Origin of the sequence: Microbacterium helvum (assembly GCF_014779795.1) — a bacterium.
GTDB lineage: Bacteria > Actinomycetota > Actinomycetes > Actinomycetales > Microbacteriaceae > Microbacterium > Microbacterium helvum.
This window is the reverse complement of the sequence record NZ_JACXZS010000017.1, coordinates 18,964-37,213: the sequence shown is the minus strand read 5'-3', so window position 1 is coordinate 37,213 and position 18,250 is coordinate 18,964. Positions and strand designations below refer to the sequence as shown.

The 18,250-nt window shown below is 70.3% G+C and carries 17 protein-coding genes and 1 tRNA gene; 12 read left to right on the top strand and 6 right to left on the bottom strand.

The genetic code is table 11. The features are described 5' to 3' along the window. Window position 1 precedes the first annotated feature (1 nt). Window positions 2-1,540, top strand: a complete 1,539-nt coding sequence (gene der / locus IF188_RS19400; RefSeq protein ID WP_191173454.1) for a ribosome biogenesis GTPase Der — start codon at window positions 2-4, stop codon at window positions 1,538-1,540. 13 nt (window positions 1,541-1,553) lie between these two features. On the opposite strand, the gene IF188_RS19395 is transcribed toward der, so the two are convergent. After that, a complete protein-coding gene (locus tag IF188_RS19395; protein WP_191173453.1) occupies window positions 1,554-2,000 on the bottom strand; it encodes a GNAT family N-acetyltransferase in 447 nt (148 codons plus the stop codon). An 83-nt stretch (window positions 2,001-2,083) separates the two neighbouring features. Between IF188_RS19395 and IF188_RS19390 the strand changes: the two genes are divergently transcribed. Then, window positions 2,084-3,001: an NUDIX domain-containing protein gene (locus IF188_RS19390; protein WP_191173452.1), complete on the top strand. Its 918-nt coding sequence runs from the start codon at window positions 2,084-2,086 to the stop codon at window positions 2,999-3,001. On the opposite strand, the gene IF188_RS19385 is transcribed toward IF188_RS19390, so the two are convergent. Together IF188_RS19385 and IF188_RS19380 are read right to left on the bottom strand one after the other, a co-directional pair. Further along, complete coding sequence (locus IF188_RS19385; RefSeq protein WP_191173451.1) at window positions 2,971-3,366, bottom strand: RNA-binding S4 domain-containing protein; 396 nt, start codon at window positions 3,364-3,366, stop codon at window positions 2,971-2,973. The genes IF188_RS19390 and IF188_RS19385 overlap by 31 nt on opposite strands. Beyond that, window positions 3,363-4,043, bottom strand: coding sequence for a lysoplasmalogenase (locus IF188_RS19380; protein WP_191173450.1), 681 nt, complete (start codon window positions 4,041-4,043; stop codon window positions 3,363-3,365). Before IF188_RS19380 ends, IF188_RS19385 begins: the two co-directional genes overlap by 4 nt. A 37-nt stretch (window positions 4,044-4,080) precedes the next feature. Here IF188_RS19380 and IF188_RS19375 point away from each other — a divergent pair, with 37 nt between their 5' ends. Continuing rightward, window positions 4,081-5,274, top strand: a complete 1,194-nt coding sequence (locus IF188_RS19375) for a low temperature requirement protein A (RefSeq protein WP_191173449.1) — start codon at window positions 4,081-4,083, stop codon at window positions 5,272-5,274. Here IF188_RS19375 and IF188_RS19370 read toward each other — a convergent pair. Then, window positions 5,264-5,848, bottom strand: a complete 585-nt coding sequence (locus IF188_RS19370) for a GNAT family N-acetyltransferase (protein WP_191173448.1) — start codon at window positions 5,846-5,848, stop codon at window positions 5,264-5,266. The two genes, IF188_RS19375 and IF188_RS19370, sit on opposite strands and share 11 nt — an antisense overlap. 142 nt (window positions 5,849-5,990) lie before the next feature. On the opposite strand from IF188_RS19370, the gene IF188_RS19365 reads away from it, so the two are divergent. From IF188_RS19365 to IF188_RS19355, 3 genes are all read left to right on the top strand, one after another. Beyond that, window positions 5,991-6,064, top strand: a tRNA-Pro gene (locus tag IF188_RS19365). A 200-nt stretch (window positions 6,065-6,264) separates the two neighbouring features. Further along, window positions 6,265-8,469, top strand: a complete 2,205-nt coding sequence (locus IF188_RS19360; protein ID WP_191173447.1) for an alpha/beta hydrolase-fold protein — start codon at window positions 6,265-6,267, stop codon at window positions 8,467-8,469. A 142-nt stretch (window positions 8,470-8,611) separates the two neighbouring features. Then, entirely contained in the window at window positions 8,612-9,658 is a 1,047-nt protein-coding gene (locus IF188_RS19355; RefSeq protein ID WP_318152957.1) for a LacI family DNA-binding transcriptional regulator, read from the top strand. Between the two features lie 6 nt (window positions 9,659-9,664). Here IF188_RS19355 and IF188_RS19350 read toward each other — a convergent pair whose 3' ends face one another. Both IF188_RS19350 and IF188_RS19345 read right to left on the bottom strand, forming a co-directional pair. Then, entirely contained in the window at window positions 9,665-10,399 is a 735-nt protein-coding gene (locus IF188_RS19350) for a GH25 family lysozyme (protein WP_191173446.1), read from the bottom strand. Between the two features lie 99 nt (window positions 10,400-10,498). After that, window positions 10,499-11,098, bottom strand: coding sequence for a TetR/AcrR family transcriptional regulator (locus IF188_RS19345; protein WP_191173445.1), 600 nt, complete (start codon window positions 11,096-11,098; stop codon window positions 10,499-10,501). Between the two features lie 72 nt (window positions 11,099-11,170). Here IF188_RS19345 and IF188_RS19340 point away from each other — a divergent pair, with 72 nt between their 5' ends. The 6 genes from IF188_RS19340 (at window position 11,171) to IF188_RS19315 (ending at window position 18,228) form a co-directional block, all read left to right on the top strand. Next, window positions 11,171-11,647 (top strand): hypothetical protein, encoded by a 477-nt coding sequence (locus tag IF188_RS19340; RefSeq protein WP_191173444.1) that lies wholly within the window; start codon window positions 11,171-11,173, stop codon window positions 11,645-11,647. Between the two features lie 61 nt (window positions 11,648-11,708). Next, window positions 11,709-13,181, top strand: a complete 1,473-nt coding sequence (locus IF188_RS19335) for a DUF3375 domain-containing protein (RefSeq protein WP_191173443.1) — start codon at window positions 11,709-11,711, stop codon at window positions 13,179-13,181. Then, a complete protein-coding gene (locus IF188_RS19330; protein WP_224752172.1) occupies window positions 13,174-13,917 on the top strand; it encodes a DUF4194 domain-containing protein in 744 nt (247 codons plus the stop codon). Before IF188_RS19335 ends, IF188_RS19330 begins: the two co-directional genes overlap by 8 nt. Continuing rightward, on the top strand, window positions 13,914-17,273 hold the full coding sequence (locus IF188_RS19325; protein WP_191173442.1) for an ATP-binding protein: 3,360 nt from the start codon (window positions 13,914-13,916) through the stop codon (window positions 17,271-17,273). The genes IF188_RS19330 and IF188_RS19325 overlap by 4 nt, the downstream gene beginning before the upstream one ends. Beyond that, the gene (locus tag IF188_RS19320; protein WP_191173441.1) at window positions 17,270-17,992 is read left to right on the top strand and encodes a DUF3322 domain-containing protein; all 723 of its coding nucleotides are present in this window, start codon (window positions 17,270-17,272) and stop codon (window positions 17,990-17,992) included. The genes IF188_RS19325 and IF188_RS19320 overlap by 4 nt, the downstream gene beginning before the upstream one ends. Then, entirely contained in the window at window positions 17,992-18,228 is a 237-nt protein-coding gene (locus tag IF188_RS19315) for a Wadjet anti-phage system protein JetD domain-containing protein (protein WP_191173440.1), read from the top strand. Before IF188_RS19320 ends, IF188_RS19315 begins: the two co-directional genes overlap by 1 nt. Window positions 18,229-18,250: the final 22 nt, after the last annotated feature.

The window sequence follows — 18,250 nt, the reverse complement described above, 5'->3', positions numbered from 1 at the left end:
CGTGGCCACTGACAACCGTTCCGACTTCGACGAGTTCGAGTCCGGCGACGACCACCTCGCCGAGAACCTCGCGGCCCTCGACGACGAGCTCGTCGAGCAGCGTGCGAGCGCGCTGCGCCAGGGGCTCGAGGATTACGACCTCGACGCCGACGACGCCGAGCTGCTCGCCGGCATCGTGCGAGGCGAGGACGGCATCGAGTTCCTGCCCGCACTGCCCGTGGTCGCGATCGTCGGGCGTCCGAACGTCGGCAAGTCCGCGCTCGTGAACCGCATCCTCGGCCGCCGCGAGGCCGTCGTGGAGGACACCCCGGGTGTCACGCGCGACCGGGTGACGTACAAGGCGGAATGGATGGACCGCCGCTTCACTCTCGTCGACACCGGCGGCTGGGAGCCCGACGCGAAGGGCATCGACCGCTCGGTCGCCGCCCAGGCAGAGGTCGCGATCGACCTGTCTGACGTCGTGCTGTTCGTCGTCGACGCGATGGTAGGTGCCACCTCGACCGACGAGCACGTGGTGCGCCTGCTGCGCAAGGCGAACAAGCCCGTGTTCCTGGTCGCGAACAAGATCGACGACGCGCGTCAGGAGCCCGAGGCCGCGGCACTGTGGAACCTCGGCCTCGGCGAGCCCCACCCCGTCTCCGCCATCCACGGCCGCGGCGTGGCGGACCTGCTCGATGAGATCGTCAAGGTGCTGCCCGACGTGTCGGCGGTCGCCAAGGCAGAGATCGGCGGGCCGCGCCGGGTCGCGATCCTGGGTCGTCCGAACGTCGGCAAGTCGTCGCTGCTGAACAAGGCCGCGGGCGAGGAGCGTGTGGTCGTCAACGAGCTCGCGGGCACCACCCGCGACCCGGTCGACGAGATCGTCGAGCTCGGCGGCAAGCTGTGGCGCTTCGTCGACACCGCCGGCATCCGCCGTCGCGTGCACCTGCAGCAGGGCGCCGACTTCTACGCGTCGCTGCGCACCTCGGCCGCCCTCGAGAAGGCCGAGGTGGCGATCGTCGTCATCGACGTCACGCAGCCCATCAGCGTGCAGGACCTCAACATCATCGACCTCGTGCTCGAGTCCGGTCGTGCGCTCGTCATCGCCTACAACAAGTGGGACCGCCTGAACGACGACGACATGGACGGTCAGGACCGTCGCCGCTATCTCGAGCGCGAGATCGAGCAGGATCTCGCGCACGTCGCGTGGGCGCCACGCGTCAACATCTCGGCGCGCACCGGCCGGCACCTCGAGAAGCTCGTCCCGGCGCTGGAGACGGCGCTCGTCTCGTGGGATCAGCGCATCCCGACGGGCAAGTTCAACGCGTTCCTCACCGAGCTGGTCGCCGAGCACCCGCACCCGCTGCGCGGCGGCAAGCAGCCGCGCATCCTGTTCGGCACGCAGGCGTCGACGCGTCCGCCGACGTTCGTGCTGTTCACGACCGGGTTCCTCGACCCGGGCTACCGCCGGTTCATCCAGCGGCGTCTGCGCGAGCTCTACGGCTTCGAGGGCTCGCCCATCGTGATCAACATGCGGGTGCGCGAGCGCCGCCAGCGGTGAGCCGGCGACCCGCTCACGTCCCCTGACGCGCGGGCCGCACCATCGCGGTCTCGTCCGGCTCGGCGAAGCCGAACTGTCGGTAGAGGCCGTGCGCGTCCCCGGTGAACAGCGTCCACCGCATGCTCGCGCCGGGTCCGTCGTCGATCATGAGGCGGATCAGGCGTTTGCCGAGGCCGTGGCCACGGTGCGCGTCGAGCACGAACACGTCGGCGAGATACGCGAAGCCCACGCCGTCCGACACGGCGCGGGCGAACCCCACCTGTTCTCCGGTGTCGCGCCGGTAGGCGCCGACGACTCGCCACGAGTTGGCGATCTGGGTCTCCACATCGGCGCGCGAGCGCCAGCGGCCCCAGTACGCCTCCGTCGAGAGCCACCCCCACACCACATCCCGCTGGACGCGGCTCGGGTCGTCGTCGAGCTCGTAATCGGTGTCGTCATCGCCGGGGAGGTCGTCGTGCATGCGCTCCATTGTGGCGAGTCGCCGCATGACGCGCGCCGTGCCGGTCGCAGACCCGTGGCTCGCCGGTGTGCGAGGCTGGACGGGTGACGATCGAGCCCCTCGCCCCCGGTGAGCCGCGGCGCCCGCACGGCCCCCGGGATCCGGGTGACGCGTGGGTGGTCGCGCCGACGGGGGAGCGCTACTGGGGCCGCTTCGGCGCTGCGGGTCTGCTCGCGGTCGATCCGCAGCGCGGCGTCCTGCTGCAGCACCGCGTGTCGTGGAGCCACTTCGGCGACACCTGGGCGCTCCCGGGCGGGGCGCGCCACGAGGGCGAGTCCGCGTGCGACGGCGCGCTGCGCGAGGCCGCGGAAGAGGCGGGCGTGCCGGACTCCGCCGTTCGTCCGCGCGTGCTGAGCGTGTTCGACCTCGGCTACTGGAGCTACACGACCGTCGTCGGGGATGTCGTGGTCCCGTTCGAGCCGGTGATCAGCGATCCCGAGAGCCGCGAGCTGGCCTGGGTGCCGGTCGACCGCGTGACCGACTATCCGCTGCACCCCGGCTTCGCGGCGTCGTGGGAGCGGCTGCGGGGGCTGCTCGACGTGCGTCCGGCCGTGGTCGTCGACGTGGCCAATGTGATGGGCTCCGTGCCCGACGGCTGGTGGCGCGATCGCCCGGGTGCGGCAACGCGCCTGCTCGGGCGGCTGTCGGCCCTCGTGGAGCAGGGGGTGGCGGCATCCGCTCTCGAACTCGATGAGCAGACCTGGTACCCGCCGTGGACGGCGGTCGTCGAAGGTCAGGCGCGCGCCGTCGCCGACGTCGACCGCATCGCCGTGGTGCGCGCGCACGGCGAGGGCGACGACACGATCGTCGACGAGGCGCGCCGGCTGGCGGCATCCGGTCATTCCGTCATCGTCGTGACCAGCGATCGCGGGCTCTCGGAGCGGATCAAGGATGCCGGCGGTGCCGTGCGGGGAACGCGCTGGCTGCTCGATCAGCTGCCGTCGTCGTCCCAGTCGGCCTGATCCCGTCCGCGCAGGCGGTCGATCTCACGGCGCTCGCGCTTGGTCGGGCGTCCGGCGCCGCGATCGCGCTGCGCCATCACCGGCGTGGGGTCGCGCGGGGGCGTGCGATCCTCCATCGCGGCGGCGGCCAGCGGCGCGCCCACGCGCTTGGAGATCGTCTGGCGCACCACCAGCATGCGGTCGAATCCGTCGATGCGCACCCGCACCTCGTCGCCGGGCTTGAGCAGCTGGGCGGCCTTCGCGCGCTCTCCGCCCACGCGCACGTGACCGGCTCGGCACGCCGTCGTGGCCGCTGAGCGCGTCTTGTAGATGCGGACGGCCCAGAGCCAGGCATCCACCCGCACCGGGACGCCGCCGTCGCTCACGCGGCCACCGCAGCCGTCGCGGCAGCCGTGCGCCGTGCGCGGATCGCGGCGAGCACGCCCGCCGCGATCAGGCCCTGCCCGAGGCAGTAGGTGAGCATGACGAGCGGGCTCGTCCAGCCGGGCATCGCATCGGGCAGGAACAGGCGGAAGGCCAGTACCGAGTCCGAGGTGAGGAAGAACACGCCGCCCCACACCACGAGCGGATGACAGCGGGATGCCGCCACCGCGGTGCCGCCGAGCACCAGGCCGTATACGGCGACGGCGATCGCGAGACCGCCCAGGTGAGGCCACAGGACCGCCAGCAGCACGACCCACCACACCGCGTAGACCGAGGCCCACAGCGGTACGCGCCGCACGGCCAGACGGCGCCAGAACAGCCAGATGTAGCAGACGTGCGCCAGGCCGAAGAAGAGCAGCATCAAGGGCAGCTCCGGTGCGAACGGGAAGAATGTGCCCGCGCCGTCGCCGAGCCACGACAGCCCGATCGCGACGACCAGCAGCGTCAGGGGAGTCGACCACGTCGTGCCGCGCGCCCCCCAGACGACGGCGAACGCGAGCAGCGGCATGAGCGTCAGCTTGGTCGGGGCTGCGATGTCGTCGGCGTCGGCAGCGAGCGCCGAGACGTGCACGATCGACAGCACGATGTAGGGGGCGAACCCGATCCAGAGCCGGCGCATGATCCTCCTCGATGTGCAGGGCCACCATAATCGTCGCATGACCGATGTGCTCGCCCGGATGGGCCTCATCCGGATGTCGGCTCGCGACACCGGCACCCCGCACCGCGTCTCGACGCCGCTCGAGCTGCTGTTCGACCTGGTCTTCGTCGTCGCGGTGTCGCAGGCATCCCAGAATCTGCATCATCTGATCAGCGACGACCACGTCGGCCAGGGCGTGCTGTCGTACCTGATGGTGTTCTTCGCCATCTGGTGGGCGTGGATGAACTTCACCTGGTTCGCGTCGGCGTTCGACACCGACGACTGGCTCTACCGCGTGCTGACGATCGTGCAGATGGGCGGCGTCCTCGTGCTTGCCGCCGGCGTCCATGACGCGATGGTGTCCTTCGACTTCGCGGTGGTCACGTGGGGCTACGTCATCATGCGACTGGCGATGGTCGCCCAGTGGCTGCGGGCCGCGGCATCCGATCCCGAATGCCGTCGCACGGCGCTGCGGATGGCTCTCGGCATCTCGGTGGTGCAGGTGCTGTGGGTCGCGCGCATCTATCTGCTCGACGACGCCGCCCAGTTCTGGACGTTCTTCGTCCTCGTCGCGCTCGAGCTGCTCGTGCCGGTGTGGGGCGAAGCGGCGGGGCGCACGCCCTGGCACCCGCACCACATCGCCGAACGGTACGGCCTGTTCACGCTGCTGCTGCTCGGTGAGAGCCTGCTCGCGTCGGCGAACGCGATCTTCGACGCGCTGGGCGAAGGCGAGCACGTCGCAGAGCTGGTGACGCTCGCGATCTCGGGCATCGTCGTGACCGCCGGGATCTGGTGGGTGTACTTCGCGCGCGAGCAGCACAGCCGCCTCGAGGGGCGCAAATCCGCGTTCCGGTTCGGTTACCTGCACTACGGGATCTTCGCGGCCGTCGGCGCCGTGTCGGCGGGCGTCGAGGTCGAGATCGACGAGATCACCGGGCACACCTCGGTGTCGCCGTTCATCGCGGGTCTCGCCCTGACCTTGCCGATCGCGATCGTCGTGGCGGGCGCGTGGCTCGTGCTGCTGCGGGCCTCACTGTCGCGCTGGGCCTCGGCCGCGGTGCTCGCGGGCGCGGTGCTGATCGCGCTCAGCGGGCTGCTGCCGTCGAACGAGTACGTCGTGGCCGCAGCGCTGATCGCCGGCGTCGTCGTGGTGCTGGAGGTCGACGGGGCGCGGGCGACCGCCCGGCGGCTCGGCCCCGGCGTCACTCGCTGAGGTCGAGCGACACGATCGCGAGGTCGGGGCGCGGACGCGCCACTTCGCGGAACCCGGCGGCCTCGAAAGTCGACAGCGCCCCGCGGTAGAGGTCGTTCACGGGGATCTTCTTGCCGGCGTGCGGATCGCTCGGATACGCCTCGACCACCCGTGCGCCGCTCGCGCGAGCGTAATCGAGTGCGGCGGCCAGCAGCTGCGCATTGAGGCCCTGGCGGCGGTGCTCTCTGCGTACCACGAAGCACGTGACGGCCCAGACGCTTTCGTCGTCCCACGGCTCTTCGGACGCGGCGAATCTGCGCGTGCGAGCGAGCCGTGCCTGGCGCGTGCGCGGACCCACCCGCACCCACCCGGCCGCCTCGCCGTCGACGTAGGCGATGAGCGCCGGCGGGGGACCGGCCACCACCTCGTCCCGCAGGAGTCCGCGTCTCTCGTCCTGGGTCGTCCGGTTGAACTCCGCGTTGGTGATCGTCCACCACTGGCACTGGCAGCCGCGCCCGTCGCCGCCGCCGCTCAGCGCGTGCTGGGCGTCGTCGAAGCGGTCTGCGGTCGCGGGTTCGATCGTGATGCGGGCCATGACGTGACGTTATTGCGGGCCGGCGACATCGGCAAGGGAACGGGATGCCACGCCCGAGGCTCCCCGTGTTCGCGAGGCCTCCGCGGACCGGGTAGGATGGGGGAGTTGTCCGCGCGAAGGCGCGGGAACGACAACTGAACATCGGGATGTGGCGCAGCTTGGTAGCGCACTTGACTGGGGGTCAAGGGGTCGCAGGTTCAAATCCTGTCATCCCGACAGAGAAGCCCTGGCAGATCGCAGGATCTGCCAGGGCTTTGTCGTTGGCGGCAACGAATCTCTTGTCGACTCGTTTACACCGGTGTAAATTGACCTCGTTACACCGGTGTAATCCTTCTCGATCCGCGAATCCAGGGACAGAGAGCGTCGGTGTGCGTACACGGGCGCGGCGCTCCCGCGCATCGACGAAAGGAAGTTCGATGAGGAATGACCTCCGGGCTCGCAAGCCTCGTGCCGCCGGCGCCACGGCCGCCGGTCTCGCGGTGGCCGTGGCGATCTCGATCGTGACCGCGGTTCCTGCGGTCGCTGCAGCTCCCGATCCGTGGGAGTCGCAGCAAGGGATCTACCACTACTTCACCGTGCCGAAGTCGCAGGTGCCGTCGAACGCGTGCGGCAACTCCACGGGGGCCGGTGCCGAGATCGAGGGCAACTTCGGCCCGTCGAAGTCCTGGGCGGCCATGGGGCTCGATGGGAACGGAGCGAACTGCGTCGCGAACATCGGCCCCCTCGAGCCTGGCCTGTACTACTACCAGTACGTGGCCACGATGCCCGACCGCTCCAAGGTGGTGTTCCGCAGCCCGGACAGTCCCGTGGCCGTCACTTCGCATCCCGACTGGAACACGCTGTTCGTCCCCGGTCCCGAGGTGACGTGGATGGACGATGTTGCGACGGGAGGGGGCACAGTCTCCGAGCTCACCTACGACTCGCCCGGCACCGACGGCCGGCGTTCCGCCATGGTGTGGACGCCGCCGGGCTACACGGCCAAGCAGGCGCACGCCTACCCCGTGCTGTACCTGCTCGCCGACGAGGGGCAGTCCGCCCGCGAGTGGCTCGAACTCGGTCGCGCCTCGCAGGTGCTGGACAACCTCGCCGTCGACGGCGACCTCGCCGCGATGGTCGTGGTGATGGCCGACGCAGGTGACGCCGACTTCCGTGCGGAGGTCGTGGACGGCATCGTCCCCGCCGTGCAATCCGCGTACAACGTGTCGGACAAGGTGAAAGAGACCGGGATCGCCGGCATCGGGCGCGGCGCATCGCAGGCGCTCGAGCTCGCGGCGGGCGAGCCCGGCGTCTTCGGGGCGGTCGGGTCGCTGTCGGGCTACCTGTCCGAGGACACCCACGTCACTCCCGCGCTGGCACGCAAGCTGAACGCCAAGACCGACCTCCTGCGGTTCTACGTCGGCAACACGCTCGACCCGCACTACAACGGGACCTACGAGGCCATGCAAGAGCTGAAGGGCGCCGGGGTGCGTCTCGAGTTCGACGGCGTCCACCCCGAGACGGGCGGCGTGTGGGACACGTGGCGCGAGAACCTCCGCGACTTCGCGACCCGGGCGTTCCAGCCCAGCGTGCACGACCGCGGCCCCAGCGCGGGGCATCTCGCTCAGACGGAGCCCTATGCGGCGCCCGCCGTCGGCAGCATCGCCACCCCGCACATCGACGCCGACGGCATGGTCACCTTCGAGACCGGCACGCAGTGGGCTGACGCCAAGGATGTGGTGCTATGGGGCGACTGGGCTCCGAACGGGCAGTGGTTCCGCATCCCGTTGACCAAGGAGGGCGACCGCTGGCGGACCACGATCGGACCGATCGACGGCTACTACTACTGGCGCTACGAGGTGGACGGAGTCGGCTCCCACGATCCGCAGGACACGACGAACGTCGTCAACATGGAGAGCCAGCTGTTCGTGCCCGGCGGCGAGCGCACCCCGTTGCTCGCGGATGTGCCCGCCGATCAGGCGGGGGATGTCTCAACGCTGAGCTACACCGGCGCGTTCGGTGCATCGAAGGTCAAGGTCTGGACCCCGGTGGACTACGACCCGAACCGCGCCGAGGCGTACCCGGTGCTGTACCTTTACCACGGCTACGGGCAGAACTACGCGAGCTGGACCGAGGTCGGACGGGCGTCGCAGATCCTCGACAACCTGTACGCGCGCGGCGACATCAGACCCATGGTCGTCGTGATGCCCGGCTACACGGGCGCGCCGTTCGACATCTGGGGCGATCTGGCGGGCAACGTGATGCCGCTGGTGAGCGCGCAGTACAACGTCTCGGACGACGCGTCCGAGCGTGCACTGGCCGGCCTGTCGTGGGGCGGATTCCTGACGAACGGCGCGATGCTCAACCACCCGGGCAACTTCGCCTACTTCGGCATGTTCTCGCCCCCGTTCACGGCGGCGAGTCTCGACCCCTCGACGCCGGGCGGCCAGACGGTCATCGCGACGACCAAGTCGGTCACGCTGTACGCCGGTGACGTGGACGCGGGCGCGGTGTCGGCGATCAACGGTGTCGAGGCCGGCCTGACGGCGAACGGCATCCCCACATTCAAGACGATCATCCCGGGGCCGCACGGCTTCGACGTCTGGTGGCAGGGGCTGTCGGACTTCCTTCCGCGGTTGTTCTAGCAGCAGCACTCGGGGCGACGAGGTGGGAGCCGGCGGCGTCGGCAGCCCACCTCGTCACCCCGCTGCTCACCCACCTCGCGCCGCGGCGAGCGTGGTGCCGTGTTGTACGCTGACGACTGATTCCAAGGGGGCAGCAGGGACCGTGGCACGCAAGACGAGCGGCTCGGCGACGATCCGCGACGTCGCTCAGGCGGCAGGAGTGTCGATCAAGACCGTCTCGAACGTCCTCAACGGCTACCCGCACGTCCGTCCCGAGACGCGTGAGAACGTCGAGCAGGTCATCCGCGAGCTCGACTATCACGTCAACGTCTCGGCGCGGAACCTCAGTCGAGGACGCACGGGCGTGATCGCTCTCGTCCTTCCTGCCGTGCGCGGCGTGTACTTCGCCGAACTCGCCGATGCGGTGATGCGCGAGGCCGCGAAGGTCGGGCTCACGGTGTTCATCCAGCAGACCAACGACGAACGCGACCGTGAGCTGAAGGTGCTGAACGGCAGCTACCGGTCGCTCGTCGACGGGGTCATCTTCTCGCCGCTGGCCCTGGGGGAGCAGGATGCCGCCCTGTTCGACGTCGACTTCCCCCTGGTGCTGCTCGGAGAGCGCATCTTCGACGCCGGCGTCGACCACGTCACGATGCAGAACGTCGAAGGCGCGCGGGCCGCGGCCGAGCATGTCATCGCGCTCGGGGCGAGGCGCATCGTGCCGCTCGGCGCGAAGGACGATCCGTCCGCGAGCAGCGGCACCCTTCGCCTGCAGGGCTTCCGGCAGGCGCTCGAGGCGCACGGGCTCGAGCTCGATCCGCGGGCGGTGATCGGCGTGCGCGACTACTACCATTCCACCGGCGCCGCGACGATGGCCGAGATCCTGAACCGGGGCGTCGTGCCGGACGCCGTCGTGGCCTTCGCCGACACCCTGGCGCTCGGCGCCCTCGCGGCGCTGACCGACCGGGGTCTGCGCGTCCCGGAGGACGTGCTTCTCGTGGGCTTCGACAACATCGAAGAGACCCAGTACTCGCTTCCGCCGCTGACGACGATCGATCCCGGGCGCGACGAGATCGCGGCCAGAGCGGTGGCCCTGCTGGAGGAGCGGATCCAGCTGCGTCTGGACGGAGCCGATCGTGAGCACCAGCCGCCGCCGCGCAAGGTCGTCGTCGACTTCGAACTCGTTGAGCGGCAGTCGACGCGGCGATGAGACTGTTCACCCGGCGAGGGCGGCGAGTTCCTCTCGCGTGCCGTTGAAGACGTTCATGTCGATGTAGTGCTCGACGCCGTCGTATCCCTCGAGCCGGTCGCGGTTCGAGTACTGCCAGAGGGTCCAATCGCGGCCGTCCTCCAGCTGCGCGGGAAGGACGATGGACCGGATCCAGATCGGGTAGCCGGCGTACCGACCGGACAGATAGCGGTCGTACGCCTCGGGGGTCGCGTAGATGACCGGCGGTGCTCCGTAGTGCTCTTCGAGCATCTCCAGCAGCGGCACCAGGATCGCGTCGACCTTCTCGCGCGCCGGCGGGTGCTGGAAGTAGTCGCCGTAGTACTCGAAGTCCAGGGCGATCGGCAGCGTGGCACCGTCGGGGACCGTTTCGATGACATGGGCGGCCTGCGTCTCGCCGCTGCTGTCGAAGCTGACGAAGTGATAGGCGCCGACCAGCAGATCGGTCTGCACCGCTCCCTCCCAGTTGCTGACGAACTGCGAGTCGACCGATGAGGACCCCTCGGTCGCTTTGATGTAGGCGAAGTCGATGTCCTGAGCGGACAGGACGTCCCAGTCGACCTCGCCCTGGTAGCTCGAGATGTCCACTCCTCGCACGGCGTAGCCGGCGGCGAAGATCCGCCCTGGCCAGATGACGCCCGTGGCGACGAGCGCGGCGAGGATTCCGAGCAGCGCGAACACGCCTGCGAGAGCCGCGATGAGGCGCGCTGTTCCTCTGCGCATCGGCGACATCAGTGTGCGACCCAGCCGCCGTCGACCGACAGCACTGCTCCGGTGAGGAATGGGGGATCCGGGGGAGTGCGCTGCGACATGTGCAGAAGACTAGGCGGTGTCGCGTGTGCCGAGCACCCGGGCGAGCTGGTGATCCAAGGCGTCCACGGCCGTGCGCGAGGCCAGTCCGGCGCTCAGCACCTTCAGGCCGAGGCCCTCGGCGGTGGCCAGCAGCCCTGTCGCGACGAGTGAGGCCTCGGCCGCGCTCACCTCCGCGCAGGCCTCGACCAGCCCGCTCAGGTGCCCATGCAGGAGCGCATCCTCGGCGGCGAGCCGCTCGGCAGGCTCGTCGCGGGTCGCCGCGTACGCCTGGAACGCCAGGCTCACGCGGCCGTCGTCGATCTCGACGGCGTCCCGGGGGATGAAGTTCCGCAGGATCGCGCGCAGCGTCTCGCGCGGCGTCGCGTCGGGGCCGAGCGCCGCGACGGCCGCCGTGAAGCGCTCCTCGTAGCGCTGCCGCGCCACCTCCATCGCGTGGGCGAGCATGTCGTCCTTGGAAGGGAAGTAGTGCTGGACCATTCCCGCGGTCACGCCGGCCTCGGCGGCCACGTGGCGCAGGCTGACGGCATCCAGTCCGGATCTCGCCGTCACGCGATACACGGCATCGGCGATCTGTCGTCGCCGTTCGTCGTGGTCGACGATCTTGGGCATGCCGCCAGCCTTTCGCATTGCACTCGTATTGACAAGCATCCCGGTGCCGTCGCGGTCGGCTACGACAAACCGGTGCGCACGGTGCTGATCGTGTTCGCGGTGCTGTCGCTGATCGAGATCCCGATCATGGATCTGCTGTTCCGGGGCATCCCCGCGGTGCGGTGGCCGCTTCTCGCGCTCGGCGTGTGGGGCGTCCTCACGGTCGTCGGGATGCTGTGCGGATACCTCACCCGTCCGCACGCGGTGGGACCGGGCGGCATCCGCATCCGTCACGGTGCCGAGGTCGACATCGACCTGCCGTGGGAGCTCGTCGCGTCGGTGGAGCGCCGGCGCGTGGGGCTGTCAGGCGCCCCGCCGCTCAGTCTCACCGGTGCCGGCGACGAGCAGGTGCTCAATCAGGTGGTGCAGGACTTCGCCGACATCGAGATCGCGCTGGAGCGCCGTACGACGCTTCGGCTGCCGCAGGGGACGGTGACCGTGTCGGCGCTGCGGGTCTCGGCCGATGACCCTGCCGCGTTCCTCGACGCGGTGCGCGCGCACATCCCGTGACGAGCGCCGATCAGCTGGCGGGGGTTCGGTGCGCCCCCGCCCGCCCGATACGCTGGAGTCGATGACGAACACGCGTGCCGAGGCGGCGTACCTGCGCTCTCTGGCGGCGTTCCGGACCCCGACTCTCGACCTGCTGCACCGCAGGTATGCCCCCTTCGTCGTGGCCGCGTTGTCGGTGGTGTTCACGGTCGACCGGCCTGCCGTCGCCGTCGCCGACGCGCACGCCGAGATCGCCGAGATCCTCGACGAGCTGCGCGCGGCCGGCTACGACGAGGACGAGCGCGTTCTGCCCGCCGGCACGGCGCGCGAGATCTGCCGGCACTGGGTGAGGGTGGGCTGGCTGGTGCCGCAGATCGACGGCGACGTCGAGGTGTACCGCCTCACCGCGCACGCGGTGAGCGCGCTCGAGATCACCGGTCGCACCGGCGGCGGGCGGACGCGGGTGTCGAACTCGCGCGTGCGCACGCTGCTCGAGGCCGTCGAGCGGCTGGCCGCCGACGCCGAGACCGACCCGCAGGCGCGCATCGCCCGGCTCACGGCCGACCGCGATGCGCTGGACGCCGAGATCCTGCGCATCCAGGCAGACGGCGCGGCGCCCGTCGACGACGAGCAGCTGCTCGAAGAGGCCGAGAACGTGCTGCACCTGGCGCGCGAGCTTCCCGCCGATTTCGCGCGCGTGGCCGAGTCGATCAAGGCCATGCAGCGCGACGTCGTCGCGGACCTGCGTCGGGACGTGCGACCGACCGGCGAGGTGCTCCGCGAGTACCTCGAGCGTGGTCAGCACGTGATGCAGTCGACGGCGGAGGGCCGCGCGTTCGCGGGCGCACTGCGGCTGCTGGGCGACCCGGAGCGCATCGACGACCTCGCCGAGCAGCTGCACACCGTGCTCGCGCAGCCGTTCGCGCGCCTCATGGACGCGGATCAGCGCGCCGAGCTCGACGCGATCGGCCGCCGGGTCGAACTCGGCGTGCTCGAGGTGCTCACCGCGCAGCGTCGCGCATCGCACGTGATCACCGGCCAGGTGCGCACCCACGACCCGGTGCGCGACCGTCAGGTCGACGATCTGCTGCGTGACGTGATGTCGGGGCTGCAGGCGTGGACGAGCACGTCGTCGGCCGAGGCGCCCGTCGATCCCGTGCGCAGCCTGCCGATGGCCGCCCTCGGACATCTGCGGCAGTCGGTGAGCGACATCCGTCCCCCCGGGGCCCCGGCGCCGCTGGCGGACGGCGCCGGCGACGCGGAGTTCGTGGATGCCGACACCCGCGCGTGGGGCGGCCCGAGGTACGCCGAGCTCGAGGAGTACGTCGCGGGTCTCGGCGAGGAGTTCGACCTCGGCGCGGCCTTCGAAGGCACGGATGATGAGACCCGCCGCCCCGTCGACCTGCTGGGCCTGCTCGAGATCGCCCACCGCAACGGCATGAGCGAGGGCGACACCGTATCGGTCGTCGAAGCCCTCCGTCCCGACGGGACGACCCGCCGCTTCGCGTTCGGCGCCGTGACCGCCCGCACCTCCAGAGGGAGCGAAGATGACTGAAGAAGCGTTCATCGACCCGGTGTCGATGGAGGACGACCCGGACGAGCTGTTCCCGGGCGACCACGGCGTCCTCGATGCCGAGGTGCGACGGGTGCTCGTGCACGTGCTGCAGCGCCGCTTCGTGCAGGCCGACCGGCACCGCGAGACGTGGAAGGTGCTGCTGGACAACCAGCAGGTCATCGAGGCGCGCCTCAACGACCTGTTCGTGCGGCTCATCATCGATCACGACCGGGGCGTGGCGTACAAGCAGCAGGTGCGTTCGGACGAGTTCGAGGTCCCGATCCTGCTGCGCGATTCGGCGTACAACCGTGCCGAGACACTGGTGCTCGTCCATCTGCGCACCGTGTACCAGCGTGAGACCGCCGCCGGCGAGCCGTCGGCGCGCGTGGACATCGAGGATGTCGAGCAGACCGTGCTGAGCTATTTCGCGGAGTCCGACGGCGACACCGCGCGCCGGCAGCGGGCGATCCGTCGGGCGATGGACCGCCTCGACCGTGACGGCATCGTCGACGAGGAGTCGGCGGGCCGATTCCGCATCAGCCCTCTCGTGGAGATCGTGCTGAGTGCCGAGAAGCTGCGCGAGCTGCGCGACTGGCTGCGCCGGCGGGAGTCGCTGCCCGAACTGGAGGACGCCGACACCGAGGTCGACGCCGAGACCGAGATCGATGCCGATACCGAGACCGAGGTCGAGGAGCCCGAACCGGAGACTCCGGAACTGGAAGGGGCTGCCCTGTGACGATGATCGACACGCTGTTCGGGCTCATCCCGGCGGCATCGCGGGGTCAGCAGTGGCTGGCCGAAGACCTGCAGCTGGTCAACTGGGGCGGCTACGACGGCGCGCATCGGGTGCGTTTCTCGCCGACGGCGACGCTGTTGTGCGGTGGCTCTGGGTCGGGCAAGTCGACACTCATGGACGCCTACATCGCGCTCATGATGCCGCACACGACGCCGTTCAACGGCGCCTCCAACGGAGGGGTGACGGGGCGTCCGCGCGGCGACGAGCAGCGCAACATCCTCTCGTACGGCCGCGGAAAGCTCGACGAGTCGCGCACCGAGGACGGCACCAAGATGCGCGTGCTGCGCGGCGACGGCGTCGACACGTGGACGGCGGTGGCCATGACCTGGCTCGACCACGACGGCTCGCGGTTCACGGCGGTGCGCGCGTGGTACATCCCCGCCGGTGCGCGCGTGCTCGAAGACACGGTGCGCGTGCGGGCGACCGCAGACGCCGGGTTCGATCTGTCCGCATTGGAGCAGGCGACGGCGCAGCGGTTCACCGACACCTCGCTGAAGGCGCTCGGACTCGATCCGGTCGGCACCGACCGCGAGTTCTCGGCGCGGCTGCACGCGGTGCTCGGCATCGGGGCGGCGGGGGCGGGAGCGAAGGCGATGAGCCTCCTCGCCCGCATCCAGGCGGGGCAGCAGATCACGACCGTCGACGACCTGTACAAGCGGCTCGTGCTGGAAGAGCCCGAGACCATGGCGACCGCCGACGCGGTGGTCGCGCACTTCGACGAGCTCGAGGGCACGCGCACCCGCATGCTCACCGCCCGCCAGCAGGTGAGCACGCTCGAGCCGCTGCGCGAGCTGCGCGAGAGGATCGCCGCCGCCGCCGACCGGGTGCGCATCATCGACGAGATCGGCGACTTCTCGCACGCGGACTCGCTGGCGACGCTGTGGCGCGCGCAGCGGCGGCTGGAACTGCTGCGCGAGGTCGAGACCGAGCTGCGCGACCGCAAACGCGACGCCGACCTGGCCCTGCGTGAGAAGCGGGCACTGGCCGACGCCGCCGAGATCGAGCGCGAGGGCCTCGCCGATGTGCTGCGGCAGTCCGGCGGCGACCGGCTCGAGACCGCTCAGCGCGAGCTGCGCGAGGTCGAGCGGCGGCTGACGACCGTGCAGCTGAACCGCGTGCGCTTCGACGAGGACCTGCGGGCGCTGGACGCGACCGTGTCGACGCGTGCCGAGTTCGACGCACTTGTCACGCGGGCGCGGGCGGGTCTCGCGGATGCGGATGCCAAGCGCACCGCGCGCAACGCGTTCTCGGACGCGGCCCTGGAACTCAAGGCGGCAGAGGCCGAGGCGGCTGAGCTCGAGGCCGAGATCCGCCGCGCAGCCGGGCGCCGCGACAACATCCCGCGTGCGCTCCACGAGTCGCGCGAGCTGCTCGCCGAGGCGGCGGGACTGGATCCCGAGGCGCTGCCGTTCGTGGGCGAGCTGGTCGAGGTGCGCACCGAGTTCGAGCCGTGGCGCGAGGCGTTCAACCTCGCTCTCGGCGGGTTCGCGACGACGCTGCTCATCGACGTCGCCCACCTGCCGGCGTTCCGGGCCGCGATCGACAGCGTGCGCACCCCGGTGCGCCTGCGGTACGAGGGTGTTCACACCGGACTCGACGCGAACGGCGGCCGCGACGTCGACACGCTGCCTGGCCGTCTCGACTACCAGTCCGGCCCCTTCACCGGCTGGCTGCAGGGCCGCCTCGACGACCGATTCGGCTTCGTGTGCGTGGATGCGGCGCGCGAGCTCTCGAAGCACAAGCGAGCGCTCACGATCACCGGCCAGATGTCGGACGGCAACCGCGGCGCGCACGGCGGTCACGGCCGCGACAACGTGCTGGGCTTCTCGAACGAGCGCCGTCTGCATGTCCTCTCCGACCGCCTCGGGACCGCTCGCACCCGCGTTGAGCGCGCGACAGTCGCTGCGAAGCAGGCAGAGACCGCGCTGGATGCCGTCGACGCGCGGCTGGCGGTGTACGCGAAGGTCGGCGACCTGACCTGGGAGCAGCTCGACCTCGACTCCGTCGCGGCGGAGCGCGATCGCTGGACCGCCGTGCAGGACGAGGTGACGGCATCCAATCCCGAGATCGCCCGGCTGCAGGGGCAGATCGCGGCGGCGAAGGGCACAGCGGCGCGCTTGCGCGAAGAGATCGGCCGCACCGAGGCCGAGCGTGAGCGGGTCGAGGCGCGCTGGGGCGAGGTCACCGACGACGTCGATGTGACGCAGTCGATCATCGACGCGGCCGAGGACGCCGAGCGCGCCCTCGACGACGACCAGCGCGAGTTCCTCGACACGCGGTTCACCTTGCGCGAGTCGGCCGCGGCTGCCAGCCCGTCGGTCGTGCTGACCCGGTTCGACGCCGCGCTCGCGTCGGCCGCGCAGCGGCTGGAAGAGGATCATGCGGCCGCGGAGGCGTCGCACGCAGAGCAGCGCGACGCCGTGCGCCGCATCATGACGGGGTTCCTGGAGCGCTGGCCCAACCCCAATCTGCTGCCGGACCCCGATGCGTCGATCGACGACTTCGAGGGCATCCTCGAGGCGCTGCAGACGAGCGGCCTGCACGAGCTCGAGGCGGATTGGCGCGACAGCCTGCTGAAGCTCTCGGGCAACGATCTGACCAACCTCGACGCGACGCTGAGCCGGTCCCTGCGCGAGATCCGGGATCGCATCGAGCCGATCAACGAGATCATGCAGGACCTGCCGTTCTACGACGACGACCACCGGCTGCAGATCACGACGCGCGAGAACCAGTCCGAGCCGCGCAAGCGGTTCCGCCGCGAGCTGCGTGAGGTGCGCGGGCTCATCGACGCGGCGTCGACGGACGACGAGCGCGAGAACGCGTATCGCCGCATGACGCGCCTCATCGGACGCATGCGACGGTCGGCGCCGGACTTCGGCGACCTCGTCGACGTGCGCAACCACGTGCGCGTGAGTGCCGAGCGCGTGCTCGCCGACACCAAGCAGCACATCGCGCTGTACGACCACATCGGCGAGAAGTCCGGCGGCGAGTCGCAGGAGCTGATCGCGTTCATCGTGGGCGCGGCGCTGCGTTATCAGCTGGGCGATGCCGGCGCGGAGCGTCCGCGCTACGCCCCGGTGTTCATGGACGAGGCCCTCATCAAGGCCGATGCGCACTTCACCAAGCGCGCGATCGGCGCCTGGCGGGGGCTCGGCTTCCAGCTCGTGATCGGTGCGCCGAACGACAAGTACAGCGCCATCGAGCCGCACGTCGACGTCGAGTACGACATCCTCAAAGACACCCGCGGCCGTTCGTGGGCCAAGCCGAAGGTGGGCCTGCGCGAGCAGACTCGATGAGCGCGAGACTCGTGTACCCGGCCGAGGCGGTCGCGTGGCTGGCCGCGCAGATCGACCGTGAGCTGGCGACGCTCGTGTGGGCGGAGAGCCAGGGAGTGCCGCAGCCGATCACCTGCCCGCTGCGACCGGGGACGTCGAAGTCGCCCCGCACGATCAGTGCCGAGGCCTGGACGGACTGGCAGCTCGCCTGGGACCGCGTGGATCTCGAGGGGCTCGCAGGTGTGTACCTCGATCACATGCCCGTTGCCGGTCGGTCGCGGGACGTGCCGACGAAGCTGACGGTGGGCTCGCTCGACGCGGGTGTGCGTTTGCTCGCACGGTGGGGTCATGCGTCTCGCGACGAGCTGGTGGCCCGGATGAGGGGCATCGCGGCCCGTCTTCGTGATGCCGGGGTGGCGGTGACAGCACCCGTGCTCAAGCGTGTGTGCGATATGAGCGATCGGGACGTCGATGCGGCCGTCAGCGCGGTGCAGTGGCTTCGTGACCACCGCGACCTGAGCACGATGACGATTCGGCAGCTGCCGATCCCCGACGTCGACACCAAATGGCTCGAAGGACATGCCGCGCTGGTAGAGCTGCTTACCTCTCGCGACGTGCGTGCCGAGACCCGTCCGAGACTGTCCGCCGTTCACCTCACCTACCTCGACCCGGCATATCGTGCGACGGGAGCTCGTCGTCATGACGCCTGGACAGCCGGCGACAGCCACCCGCTCGCGTGATGGATGCTGTCACGCTCGACACATACACGGACCTCGGCGTGAATCACGACAGGACGGGCAAGCCGCTGGGCCCGTCGAAGAAGCGGCTGCCGTCGCTGACCGAGGCAGAGCGTGACGCGTACGCACGGGTGGTGACGGCCGGCGAGGTCCGGTTCCGTCGGATCGAGCAGGAGCGCATTCCCGAGGCCGTTGCGTGGCATGCGCTCCGGTCGCTCTGTGCGGCCCCGCGCTCCTGACCTCGAAGGGATGTATCAGCGC